This window comes from Hymenobacter sp. HDW8 (assembly GCF_011305775.1).
GTDB lineage: Bacteria > Bacteroidota > Bacteroidia > Cytophagales > Hymenobacteraceae > Hymenobacter > Hymenobacter radiodurans.
The window spans coordinates 827,346-838,819 of sequence record NZ_CP049907.1; the positions used below are offsets into that span (position 1 = coordinate 827,346).

General features: G+C 52.9%; 12 protein-coding genes and 1 tRNA gene. 6 read left to right on the forward strand and 7 right to left on the reverse strand.

Annotation, left to right across the window (positions count from 1 at the left end; all coding sequences use genetic code 11):
• Positions 1-111 precede the first annotated feature (111 nt).
• Complete coding sequence (locus G7064_RS03525) at positions 112-771, forward strand: DUF4159 domain-containing protein (RefSeq protein ID WP_166072474.1); 660 nt, start codon at positions 112-114, stop codon at positions 769-771.
• A 145-nt stretch (positions 772-916) separates the two neighbouring features.
• On the opposite strand, the gene G7064_RS03530 is transcribed toward G7064_RS03525, so the two are convergent.
• From G7064_RS03530 to G7064_RS03550, 5 genes are all read right to left on the reverse strand, one after another.
• Positions 917-1,465 (reverse strand): hypothetical protein, encoded by a 549-nt coding sequence (locus G7064_RS03530; protein ID WP_166072475.1) that lies wholly within the window; start codon positions 1,463-1,465, stop codon positions 917-919.
• A 65-nt stretch (positions 1,466-1,530) separates the two neighbouring features.
• Positions 1,531-2,106: a 1-acyl-sn-glycerol-3-phosphate acyltransferase gene (locus G7064_RS03535; RefSeq protein ID WP_133272559.1), complete on the reverse strand. Its 576-nt coding sequence runs from the start codon at positions 2,104-2,106 to the stop codon at positions 1,531-1,533.
• Positions 2,107-2,181: 75 nt separating this feature from the next.
• Positions 2,182-2,943, reverse strand: a complete 762-nt coding sequence (locus G7064_RS03540; protein ID WP_166072476.1) for a patatin-like phospholipase family protein — start codon at positions 2,941-2,943, stop codon at positions 2,182-2,184.
• A gap of 16 nt (positions 2,944-2,959) precedes the next feature.
• Positions 2,960-3,802, reverse strand: a complete 843-nt coding sequence (locus G7064_RS03545) for an MBL fold metallo-hydrolase (protein ID WP_166072477.1) — start codon at positions 3,800-3,802, stop codon at positions 2,960-2,962.
• Between the two features lie 61 nt (positions 3,803-3,863).
• Complete coding sequence (locus G7064_RS03550) at positions 3,864-4,811, reverse strand: acetyl-CoA carboxylase carboxyltransferase subunit alpha (RefSeq protein ID WP_166072478.1); 948 nt, start codon at positions 4,809-4,811, stop codon at positions 3,864-3,866.
• A gap of 279 nt (positions 4,812-5,090) precedes the next feature.
• Here G7064_RS03550 and G7064_RS03555 point away from each other — a divergent pair.
• From G7064_RS03555 to G7064_RS03570, 4 genes are all read left to right on the forward strand, one after another.
• Positions 5,091-5,164: transfer RNA gene (locus G7064_RS03555), tRNA-Asp, on the forward strand.
• Positions 5,165-5,513: 349 nt separating this feature from the next.
• The gene (locus tag G7064_RS03560; protein ID WP_166072479.1) at positions 5,514-5,795 is read left to right on the forward strand and encodes a helix-turn-helix domain-containing protein; all 282 of its coding nucleotides are present in this window, start codon (positions 5,514-5,516) and stop codon (positions 5,793-5,795) included.
• A 517-nt stretch (positions 5,796-6,312) separates the two neighbouring features.
• Positions 6,313-7,500, forward strand: a complete 1,188-nt coding sequence (locus G7064_RS03565; protein ID WP_166072480.1) for a Kelch repeat-containing protein — start codon at positions 6,313-6,315, stop codon at positions 7,498-7,500.
• An 85-nt stretch (positions 7,501-7,585) separates the two neighbouring features.
• On the forward strand, positions 7,586-8,074 hold the full coding sequence (locus G7064_RS03570; RefSeq protein WP_166072481.1) for a GNAT family N-acetyltransferase: 489 nt from the start codon (positions 7,586-7,588) through the stop codon (positions 8,072-8,074).
• A gap of 243 nt (positions 8,075-8,317) precedes the next feature.
• Here G7064_RS03570 and G7064_RS03575 read toward each other — a convergent pair whose 3' ends face one another.
• Together G7064_RS03575 and G7064_RS03580 are read right to left on the reverse strand one after the other, a co-directional pair.
• Positions 8,318-9,232, reverse strand: coding sequence for a bestrophin family protein (locus G7064_RS03575; RefSeq protein WP_166072482.1), 915 nt, complete (start codon positions 9,230-9,232; stop codon positions 8,318-8,320).
• 54 nt (positions 9,233-9,286) lie between these two features.
• On the reverse strand, positions 9,287-10,105 hold the full coding sequence (locus tag G7064_RS03580) for a universal stress protein (protein ID WP_133272552.1): 819 nt from the start codon (positions 10,103-10,105) through the stop codon (positions 9,287-9,289).
• 494 nt (positions 10,106-10,599) lie between these two features.
• Between G7064_RS03580 and G7064_RS03585 the strand changes: the two genes are divergently transcribed.
• Positions 10,600-11,424 (forward strand): universal stress protein, encoded by an 825-nt coding sequence (locus G7064_RS03585; RefSeq protein ID WP_166072484.1) that lies wholly within the window; start codon positions 10,600-10,602, stop codon positions 11,422-11,424.
• Positions 11,425-11,474: the final 50 nt, after the last annotated feature.

Below are 11,474 nucleotides of genomic sequence, written 5' to 3' on the forward strand. Positions count from 1 at the left end.
GAATATATAAGCTTGGACTACAGCAGACGACATGCGGAGGAGTAAATATCGAACTTTCCTACTTAGCCGTTACTTTGTAGAGGTATCGATTACCAACTACCGCCACCACCTATGCTCAAAAACGCCCTTTTAGTTTTCCTCCTGCTCTTTGCTACGGCGGCGGCCCCCGTGGCTCCCAGCTTCCGCATTGCCAAGTTGCACTACGGCGGCGGTGGCGACTGGTACGCCAACAAAACGAGCCTACCCAACCTGATTCAGTTCTGTAATCAGACGCTAAAAACCAACATCGCACCCGAAGAAGCGACGGTGGAACTTGACAACCCCGAACTGTTTACGTATCCGTTCGTCCACATGACGGGCCACGGCAACGTCGTTTTTACCGATGCTGAGGCTAAAAATCTGCGGCGCTACCTCACCGGTGGCGGCTTCCTGCACATTGATGACAATTACGGCCTCGACAAGTTCATTCGCCCCGAAATGAAGAAGGTATTCCCCGAGCTGGAGTTTGTAGAATTACCCTTCTCTCACCCTATCTACCACCAAAAGTTCGACTTCCCCAAAGGCCTACCGAAAGTGCACGAGCACGAAGGCAAACGCCCTCAAGGCTTTGGCTTGCTCTACAAAGGACGGCTGGTGTGCTTCTACACGTTTGAGTGCGACTTGGGCAACGGCTGGGAAGACGTAGGCACCTACGAAGACCCACCCGCCACCCATGAAGCTGCGCTACGTATGGGCGCTAACCTAGTAGCGTACGCGCTAACGCAGGACTAACACAGCAGCAAGCTTTTGCTTGGTCAGTCGAAGCTCTTCCGCAAAAGTTCGCTTCACAAAAGCAGCTGGCACCGCTGAACCGAAACATCGGATTTCAGCGGTGCCAGCTGCTTTTTGCCCCCAGAGGTAGTGAACTAAGTCTGAGCTACTCGTATTTTGGTTTAAGAATCTCGCTAAGAATAAAGGCGGCCCGCAAATCAGCGGGGTTTCGCAACATAGCCTGCACGCGGCGACGGGCAGCTTGCCGGGCTTCGTCGGGGCTGTGCGCGGCTTGGCGGGTCCAGTAATCCTCGCGAGCTGGCAAAGCCGTCGCACGCGGCAAGCTTGCTGCCAAGCGCGGCTGCCGCGTAGGCGCCTCCAAGGAGCGCGCTGGTGGCATCGTTTCTAAGGATCGGGGGTCAACCTCCGTTCGTTCCAAGCTGTGCGCCACAGGTGCCTGCTCGCGGGGCAACGGACGACCAGCCGGCGTAGTAGGTCGGCTGGCGGCAGGCTGAGGTTGATTACCAGCTTTATTCTGCGACTTCATTTGCTCTAGCAACTCCTGAAAAGAGGTAGTGGGCAAACCAGGAGCCTTCGGCAGCGCGGGTCGCTCACGCGATTCACGGGCCGCCATTTCGCGGGCTTTTTGCACCATGCGCCACACAAAAACGCCTAACCCCAACAAAATGATGAGTATCGTCTGGATCTTCTCCATGGAACAGAGTGCGTAAATGGTGGGAAAGCTAATCGTATTTTTTACCAAGAGGAGTCAAGCGCTTATTAGCGCACGCCTTTCTCCGGATACTTGCCCGTTTTTGTTCGGTAAAAGGCTTGAATCTGCTCTAAGTCGGCCTCATAATTTCCCGTAGGATAAATTGGACCGCCTACGCCCGATTCTTTGTTTTTATAGTCCAGAAAACCCAGCAGAATCGGCACATTGGCTCCCTCAGCCGCATAATAAAACCCTTTACGCCACTTGGGCTGATATTGCCGGGTGCCTTCCGGCGTGATAAGAATCACCAGATCATCGCGTTCTTTAAACAGCTTTATCATGCCATCCACAAGGCTATTATTGCGGCTCCGATCAACGGGCAGCGCGCCTAAGGAGCGCATCAGCCAGCCTACAAACGGATTATCGACCCACTCTTTTTTTACAGTGAAGCGCACGGGCACATTCATCAGAAAAAAGGAAGCGCGAGCGTAGAGAATATCCCAGTTGCTGGTGTGCGGAGCCGCAATCATGATGGCTTTGGTGATGCCCGGCGGCACCCGCGAAACCAGTTTCCAGCCAGTTATCCAAAACCAGAATTTAGAAAAGTAGTACCAGAAGAAAGGCGTAGTAGAGGCTCTTGGCATATTGATTTTTTGGTGGACCAACGAAAAAATGCCCCCCAGGGTTAAAACTAGAGAATTTTTGAGCAACGTCGGTACTTATTGAAGGGCGCGCAGCTGCGGCGCCAGACTCATCGTGTAGTGATAGCCGATATCGTAGAGCTCCGTGGCCCGGCGGTAGCTGAGCGTGCGGAAGTTGCGCAGTTCAGGCGGCTCAATAAGTAAATCGCAGCGCAGACGGCGGGCGGGCGTATTGGCATTGATGCCTAGCAGCAAAGTCCGCTCTACTAGGCTCCGAAATGTAGTGATACGCGCCGCCGGATTTACGGGGTTGCAATGCACACCAACTATGACAATATCCTTATCCAGCAGCGGCTCTACGGGCAGGTTATTCAGCAAGCCGCCATCGACCAGCTGCCGCCCCTGATACTCCACGGGCCGATAAAGCACCGGCACCGCCGACGACCCCAGCAAGGCCGGCAGCAATGGCCCCTCCGAAAAGTACACCGACACACCTTCCACCAAATCAGTTGCTACCAGCGTGAGCGGGCGCTGCAAATCGGCAAAGGTAAAATTGCCCCCCAGATGCTCTTCCAAAAGTTGTTTTACCGCATCCAGATTCAGTAACCCATGTCGACTAAATGCCGGGCGTAGCAAGCGGGTAATCGGCATGGCCGTGAACAGGCGCAGTACCTCAGCCGGCTTGAAGCCAGCTGCATAGAAGGCCCCCACAATTGCCCCCGAGCTCACTCCTACCAACCGGCCAATCGGAATTTCTAGTTCATCCAGCGCCGCCAGCACGCCCAGATGCGCAATGCCACGCGCCCCACCTCCTGATAACGCCAAGCCGATTTCCCGCATCTGGTATTACAGCGAGTTAAAGATCTTCCACGCGCAGCGTTTCCGCCAGGCGCACCCCTCTATCGGTGGTCTGCACGGTGCAGGCAGCACTAGTAGGGTCGTGTTGCAGCAGAAGCACCCAGTTTTCGGCAGCAGCGCGGTTGAGTACGGCTTCCTTTTCGCTCAACGTCTCTAACGGACGCACATCATATCCCATCACGTACGGCAACGGAATGTGTCCTGCGGAAGGCAGCAAATCGGCCATAAACGCCAGCGTACGGCCTTTATACTCCAGCACTGGCACCATCATTTTCTCTGTGTGGCCGTCGGCAAAAATTATTTCCCGAAACTGCGGCAGCGCCGAAGCCGCACCAGGCGCCAGAAACTGCAAGTGCCCGCTTTCCTGAATTGGCAGAATATTCTCCTTGAGAAAGCTGGCTTTCTCGCGCGCATTCGGCGTCACGGCCCAGTTCCAGTGCGCCTCGTTTGACCAATAGGTAGCATTGGGGAAAGCCACTTCCAATTTGTCCCCCGGCGTACGCACCACCGAGCCACCGCAGTGGTCGAAGTGCAAGTGGGTCAAAAATACGTCGGTAATATCGGTAGACGTGAAGCCTCGGTGCCGCAGTGAATTCTCCAGGGTATCGTCGCCATGCGGGTAAAAGTGCGACCTGAACTTCTCATCCTGCTTGTTGCCCATGCCGTTGTCGATGAGGATGAGGCGGTTGCCATCCTCAATCAGCAGGCTACGCATGGCCCAGGTGCACATATTGTTGGCGTCGGGCGGATTCAGCTTTTGCCACATGCTTTTGGGCACGACGCCAAACATAGCGCCACCATCAAGCTTAAAGAGGCCAGTATCAATAGTATAGAGATTCATACACTACGCAGTACACAACATGAACACACCAAAAAGCTGCTTCCCAGCCGGTTGCTTTAGGCTATTCAGCTACAACGCCCATAGCTGAAAACTTGTCAATACGCTGGCTGATGCGCTCTTCCGTTGGCATCGCACTAAGCTCGTCGAGCGTCTTGATCAGCGTCTTTTTTAGCGTATCAATCATTTTGGGCACATTGGTATGAGCACCGCCCAAAGGCTCCTTCACGATACCATCCACCAGTTTGGCCTGCATCATATCAGTAGCCGTAAGCTTGAGGGCTTCAGCAGCCTGTTCTTTGTAATCCCAGCTACGCCACAGAATACTAGAGCACGATTCCGGGGAAATAACAGAGTACCAAGTATTTTCCAGCATCAGCACCCGGTCGCCGATGGCAATACCGAGTGCCCCGCCCGAGGCACCTTCCCCAATGATAACACAGATAACGGGCACCTTTAGCAGAAACATCTCCTTCAGGTTGCGGGCAATTGCTTCCCCCTGCCCCCTCTCCTCGGCTTCAAGTCCCGGAAATGCGCCAGGAGTATCAATGAGCGTTATGATAGGCTTGTTAAATTTCTCTGCCAGTTTCATTAAGCGCAAAGCCTTGCGGTAACCCTCTGGATTTGGCATACCGAAGTTGCGAAACTGCCGCTGCTTGGTATTACGGCCCTTCTGCTGGCCGATAAACATTACCGAGCGGCCATCCAAATCGGCAAACCCACCTACCATGGCCTTATCGTCGGCTACGGTACGGTCGCCGTGCAGCTCGATAAACTTGCTGGCCATACCATCGATATAGTCGAGGGTATACGGGCGGTCGGGGTGGCGGGAGAGCTGCACACGCTGCCAGCGGGTGAGGTTGGCATAGGTTTCTTTTTTGAGGGCCTTAATTTTGGCCTCCAGCGCCGCAACGGCCTCCGACACATCTACCTGGCTGTCAAGTGCCAACTGTTGCATTTCGCGGAGCTTGCCTTCGAGGGCGGCTATTGGTTGTTCGAAATCGAGGAGCATTGCCGAGTAAAATAGGCGTCAGATAACGAAAAAAGGGATTGAGACCAGACAAAGCTGCCCCAAGCCAGAGTTAGCAAAGGTAAGCGAAACCACTCCACCCACTATATCAGCAGCTCTGAAATGGGTTCAGAAAAAACAATGTCGCTGAAAAACAGCCACAACCGTACAGAATGCCTTTTTTTCTGTAAAAAAATGCCCCCTATGTTGTGCAGTCTCAAACCTCCTCCTACCTTTGCAGCACTTTAAGGGAAAAACAAACGGTTCACCCACAAAGTAAATGGTTCGGTAGTTCAGTTGGTTAGAATGCCGCCCTGTCACGGCGGAGGTCGCGGGTTCGAGTCCCGTCCGGACCGCAAAAAAGGCTCCTAGCACTACGCTAGGGGCCTTTTTTCGTTTTGTAGTATCGTCTTAGTATCGGCATCGGCCTTGTTGGGCGTTAAAGACGCTTACTTCTGCTCATGTCTACTCACACCTGAGGTTCTACGTTCTCTATTCCTTTCTGATGGTCTTAACGCGGTGAAACGTACTTGCTGGTTTCTCAACAAGCAACCGTAGAAACTGACCGGCAAAATATATCAGAGATGGGTACTGAGTAGGGTAATTATAACTAGGCTTGACCTAACCTAGGTACCACATAGGAGCTTAAGGCTAACAATTGACAGCCTAGCCTTTACTATAGTGTACTTCCTAACCTAGAACCTGATGCAAGTATCCTTCGACTTGCCTCCTGCCTTCATTCCGAACCTTGTCGCTGCCATTGCTCAGCATCTAAACGCTCCTGTAGCTACTCCTGAGCGCAAGGATGCCGTGCTCACCGTAACCGAGGCGGCGAAGTTGCTACGTGGGTCACCCAAATATGTGAGACAATTAATCTCACTAGGTAAAGTGAAGTACATCGACGCTAATAGAGGCACAGGGTTACGACCTAGCTACACGTTGATGGAATCGGACGTTCGGGCCTATCTGAAAGACCTAAGGAGGTAACCACAGTCATTGATTACTCTGTCGCTTTCAGCTACTAATCTTCTGAAAGTAGGCTACCCTTCGTCTAGGAACCCGGCGAACATGACACGGAGCCTTCAGTAGTTAGCTTCATGCTGAGGTAGGGTCGCTACGGCTTGGTGATAAGCTGCATACTTAACACCATTGGCGTACCCATCGTGGACCTTGTCTAGGATTCCCGAGACCGTCAGACTCATATAATCCTCTAGCATCCCGTCTTCCCACTCGTCGAAGACTCTCTAGAGAGTAGGCCAGGAGCCACCGGCGTTCTCCTGTCCGTGAATCGCGTAGTGCAGGCGACCAACCGGAACATCAGCGTCGTCAACTTGCCTCCATGTTCCAAGTTCCAGAGGTTCAAAATGGCTTCATCGTCGGGCTTGAGCGATAGAGTTATTTTCATGTTCCTACTGCAAATTCACTATCCTATATACTCTGGGCGTTGCGGAGAATAGAAGTTATCTTTCAGTCGTTCTACGTTAGCTACTTTCCTTATCCTGTTATGGTTAAATTATTAATCGGGCTTCTACTGGTGGGTCTCCTACTCGGCTGCCAAAAAGACCCCAAGGAAACCGAACAAACCGGGCCACAGCCCCGCATTGTGAGTTTTGTCAGCACCGCGGATACCATCGGGGCCCTCGTGCGCATCCTGACAACAAATAACAGCCCTACGGCTAGGGAGAACATCCTCTATTTTAATACGACCCCCACTGCGCCCTTTGCGGTGCGCGGCGACACGCTGCTGGTGCGCGTGCCCCCAGGCGCCACCACGGGTCTGCTGGCCTTGCAGGTACGTGGACAACGCACGACCAGCGTCACCCCCTTTACTGTGCTCAGCGGACGCTGGCGGCGACTGGCCGATACACCCAGTCCCCGAATTACCCCGGTGGTGGTGAGCATCGGGAATTATGCTTATTGGGGTACAGGCGAAATCCAACCCCCGTTCTTCCGCTTCTTACAGCCGGACCTATGGCGCTACGACCCGGCTGCCAACCGCTGGGAACGTCAGGCTGATATGCCGGGTGAGTTGCGCACGGGGGCGGTGGCCTTCACAATCGGCTCCCTGGTCTACATCGGGCTGGGCCGCAATCCGAATAACAACCCATTGCAGGACTTTTATGCCTATACGCCCGCTACCAACCAGTGGACGCCCAAAGCCAGTTTGCCGCCACCCTTGCAAGATGTTTTTGGGGTGACTTTTGCCCTAAACGGCAAAGGGTACTACGTCTCTACGCGAACCGACCGGCGCACATGGGAATATGACCCGCAGGCCGATACCTGGACTCAGAAACGGGACTTCCCCGGAACATCGCGCTACGCCGGCGTCGGGTTCGCCCTGGGCAACAAAGGCTACGTGGCTGGCGGGTCGGATGGCCGCGACTTGGTGGCCGATAGTTTCTGGGCTTATACGCCGAGTACCGACACCTGGACTCTCCAAGCCAAGATGCCGGCGGGTCGGGAATACTACACGATGGCCTTTGTCGTGGGGAATAAAGCCTATGCGGGCCTTAATTTCACCAAAGACATCTATGAGTATGACCCAGCCCGCGACGCGTGGACACTGAAGACGCGGTTTCCCGGCGCGGCATTCTATTACACGCAGGGCTTTAGCCTAAATGGCAAAGGTTACGTGGTCGGTGGGATTCCGTCTATCGGCATTTCCTCAGAGCTGTGGGAGTTCACACCCTAGCTCGCTACTTGTCTATAGAAGACGGATGAGAACTAAGATTCTAGCCAAACGTGCATAATTTGCTCATCAGCTTTATCTTTTGGCTATGGAATCCACCGAACTCGCAGGAACGCCTGAAGTACAGCTGCTAAATTATGAATCGAAGCACCAGGCTGACTTTAAGCGCCTGAATACCGAATGGATTGAACAGTACTTTCACCTTGAACCAGCGGACCTGTGCGTCCTTGACAACCCGGAAGAGTATGTTCTTCAGCGAGGAGGTCACATTTTCTTAGCCAGCTATGGCGGCCAGATTGTAGGCACATGTGCGCTCTATAAAATAGATGATACGAGCTTTGAGTTGGGCAAGATGGCGGTTACGGCCGCCCTGCAAGGCCGGGGCATCGGGCGGAAACTAGCAGAGGCCGCTATTGCCAAAGCTCGGGCCTTAGGCGCTATGCGCCTGTACTTAGAAAGCAATACTAAGTTGGCTCCGGCCTTGCATCTGTACCGGGAATTGGGTTTTCGCCCCACTATCTCGGGTTCGCCCTCACCTTATGAGCGCAGTGACATCCAACTCGAATTGTTCCTTTGACATAAGCCGCTCAATATATGGATGTGCATCACTACTGCTACACAGTGCATTTCTGCGCGCTTTAAGCCATTCCGCCGAGTATAAGAAGAATAGGTATGCTTTTGATTAAGCCACGAAAAAAGCCCCCAGTTTAAGTCTGGGGGCTTTTTTCGAAGCAATTTCGTACAAATTACTACTCACAATGAGCACAATAGCTAGGAGGGCATTGCCTGCATTCATAATGAGGCAATTCCTCCCGCTTCCTCACATCACATAATACGTGCTGGCAAGAGGCATATTCTCTTTCGGCAAATTCTTATCACCGATCATCTGCTTCAGGTTTACCTCAATGGTGCGGGCAATGGCCGTCACGGGGGTATCTGTGGGCTTGCCTTCAAAGGGATCTTGCAGGTGAATGGCCATTTTTTCGATTAGGAAAAACGCGGACGAGATAGCGACGACCATTAACACCTCTAGCACGCCGAATATCTCGAGGAGAGCAAAGGGCAGCAACAGCACAAAAAAGAATAGGGAAAAGTGAGTATACAGCGTGTAAGTCACCGGAAACACGGTGTTTTTTATCCGCTCACATTTGCCCATCGAATCCGTCAGTCGGGTTAGAGTTGCGTCGAGTTCTACCTGCTGGTAGCTATTTACCCAGCCTTCATTTAAGGCGTAGCGCAAATCGCGGGCGTGCAGTTCTAGCAAGGCGTTGGGCAGGTTATCGTGCTTGGTGATAAAAGCTAGTTCTTCGGGCGCTAGGTAGCGGCGAATTTTCTCCACGTCCATCTTATTGCGCAGCGCCATGCCCAGGCTGTAGCTCCACGCAATTTGCCGGTTTGTGAAGCGCTCCACCCAGGCACTGATTTCCTGCGGCGCGTAGGGCGCATCGGTAAAGCAAAGAACCTGGCGGATAAGGGAGCGCGAATCGTTCACAATTGCCCCCCAGACAATGCGGGCTTCCCACCAGCGGTCGTAGGCCTGGTTCGATTTAAAAGCCAGCAGCAACGAGAGCACCGTACCGAGCACCATCGGAACGCTCAGTGGCAGGGAAAGCGACATGACATGAAAAAATTGGTCTTCTACCGCGATCAATGTGGCGTAGACGAACACAAACAGGACCTCTCGCTTTATTTTCCCAAAGACGTAGCTAAGCGGAATTTTGGTTCTTAATAACATAATAGGATCGTAACTAGGCGTTACCAGAAATACATGAGCAAGGATAGTCGCACTCTACGCGACCGATAGGCAAGGCACTTTCGTGTTGATGGCTTTGTCGCGGACACTGCGGTTCCGACCCTTGCGCAGGTAGTCGAGCATGCTTCGCTTTTTGCAGGTAACGACTAGGTCTACCTCAAACTCCTCAATAAAGGAAACCACACCGGTTGTCAGGTCGCGCTGCTGCTGCAGGTGCACCGAGAATTCCACGCCGTGCAATACAGGGGCAGCATACAGCGCGTCCAAGGCTTGTTTTATCTTGGCCGTACTGGTGCCAGGGGCAAACACGAGCAGGAACGTTACGTGGTAGTCTTTCCTACACAGCAGGTCAACCAGCGCTTTGTCGGGCAGAGTGTTCGTGCGGGCTTCTTCGTCCAGCACAAAAGCGATTTTGCGGAACTGGGTTGTTTCGAAGAACTCGGGGATATATAAAACCGGAAAGGGAATATCCTGTACCAAGCTGCTGAAATGCCGCATTGCCTCCGATGGGTTCGTCAGGGATACAGGGCTCAGCACCAGATCAATCTGATTATCAATAACGAAATTTTTGATCGTCAGAGAGGTGTCGCAGCAGAGATGAACAATACGGATATCGTGGATTTCGAGTGCATAAGACTTTTGCAGCCGCTCCAGGGCCTTCACAAACTCGGCGTCAGGCTCCCGAGCCTTGTCCGCCTCGCGCGGCAACAGCAGCAACTCAGTAATAGAGTCGGGTAAGGGCGTGTGGTGCAGTAGAGTAATCTCGCAGGTTTCCCCTTTTAGCAGGGTGAGGGCGTGTTTGACCAGATTTAGAGAATAGAGGGTTAGCTCGGTCGGAATTACTATTTTTTTCATAATGATGTTCTTGGTTCGTTGATAGACTGGGCAGATAGAGGTCAGACAAAGCAAAAACACCCTAATTAAAGTGATATTAACAGGAGGTTATAATTCCGTTAAAGCTCAACTATGACCAAAATTATGTATTGGTTATTATACACAAACAACTGAATATCAGATATTTAATGCTATAAGTAAGGGTCTCAGATTAAAAAAATAATGTACCTACACAGGTATTTGCGTGTCGTTTAGGTTGCCAACGCATGATAAAAGCCTCAATTAGTGAGGCAGCACAAGGAAAATTTGGGGCACGAATGACGACGTAAGACCCAACACTGAGTAGCACTCTATCAGGATGAGATAAGTCATTTAGTCATTTGACGTTCATCATTTTACAGGCGCAACAAATTGACGATCTTTAGATAGTAACTAATTCCGGCTGTACACCAGCAAATCGTCTAGGCTTTACCCCCGCTCTGCTCCTTCTCCTCTCTCACTGAAATCTATTGGCTATGCAACCGACCTTCGTAGTTCTGACCGATTTGTCGCGCTCTGCGGAGGCGGCGCTGATGTATACTACTCGCCTGGCCCAACGCCTAGATGGGCGACTTGTACTACTGCATGTATTTCTGGACCCCGTGCTGGAACCGGAAGTGTCAATGGTGGCGGCGCCGGTGCTAGTGGCCAGCCGACAGGAGATTATGACCAATATGGTACAGCGGGCCAGCACATTGCCCGTGCCAGCCGATACCGAAGTCGTTGTTGATGTGCTGAGTGCAGCGCTGGCCAATGTGGTGCAGCAACACCGTCCTTTGCTGCTGGCGCTGGGGCGGGAGGAGCCCGATAACCTGCTGGACCGGCTGGTGGGCAACCGTGCGCTTCCTATTCTGCAGGACGCGCATCATCCCTTGCTGCTCGTGCCAGAGAGATGGCACGATGCGGAGTTACCACAGCGCATTATAGTCGCCACCGATGCTCGTCCTTTCTCGCTGAGTGCGCCTTCACTGGCGTTAGCGGAGCTATTTAATACCCTACAGCCTGAGACGACCGTCGTGCACGTAACGGCCGGACATGGCCCGTCGAAGGCGGAAGTAGGGCTGGCATCAGCGCAACAAACGGGGCTATTTGGCAAGCTTTCCAACAATAGCTTGTACGAAGTGTGCGAAGAAGCTCCGGCCGACGGCATTCTGCACGCGGCCGCGGAGCTGCACGCCCAGCTTCTTGTGCTGCTGGCCCGGCCGCACTCCTTCCTTGGGGGGCTTTTTCACCATAGCGTCACGGCCGATATTCTGCGTCGTAGTCCGGTGCCGGTGCTGGTGCTGCCCACCACGAAGTAAGATCAGGCCAACAGGTTTTGGCCGATTTCTTACTATCGTATTCATTTCTG

Coding starts and splice junctions, on each gene's coding strand:
- G7064_RS03525 (WP_166072474.1), top strand. CDS start 112: ATGCTCAAAAACGCCCTTTTAGTTTTCCTCCTGCTCTTTGCTACGGCG.
- G7064_RS03530 (WP_166072475.1), bottom strand. CDS start 1,465: ATGGAGAAGATCCAGACGATACTCATCATTTTGTTGGGGTTAGGCGTT.
- G7064_RS03535 (WP_133272559.1), bottom strand. CDS start 2,106: ATGCCAAGAGCCTCTACTACGCCTTTCTTCTGGTACTACTTTTCTAAA.
- G7064_RS03540 (WP_166072476.1), bottom strand. CDS start 2,943: ATGCGGGAAATCGGCTTGGCGTTATCAGGAGGTGGGGCGCGTGGCATT.
- G7064_RS03545 (WP_166072477.1), bottom strand. CDS start 3,802: ATGAATCTCTATACTATTGATACTGGCCTCTTTAAGCTTGATGGTGGC.
- G7064_RS03550 (WP_166072478.1), bottom strand. CDS start 4,811: ATGCTCCTCGATTTCGAACAACCAATAGCCGCCCTCGAAGGCAAGCTC.
- G7064_RS03560 (WP_166072479.1), top strand. CDS start 5,514: ATGCAAGTATCCTTCGACTTGCCTCCTGCCTTCATTCCGAACCTTGTC.
- G7064_RS03565 (WP_166072480.1), top strand. CDS start 6,313: ATGGTTAAATTATTAATCGGGCTTCTACTGGTGGGTCTCCTACTCGGC.
- G7064_RS03570 (WP_166072481.1), top strand. CDS start 7,586: ATGGAATCCACCGAACTCGCAGGAACGCCTGAAGTACAGCTGCTAAAT.
- G7064_RS03575 (WP_166072482.1), bottom strand. CDS start 9,232: ATGTTATTAAGAACCAAAATTCCGCTTAGCTACGTCTTTGGGAAAATA.
- G7064_RS03580 (WP_133272552.1), bottom strand. CDS start 10,105: ATGAAAAAAATAGTAATTCCGACCGAGCTAACCCTCTATTCTCTAAAT.
- G7064_RS03585 (WP_166072484.1), top strand. CDS start 10,600: ATGCAACCGACCTTCGTAGTTCTGACCGATTTGTCGCGCTCTGCGGAG.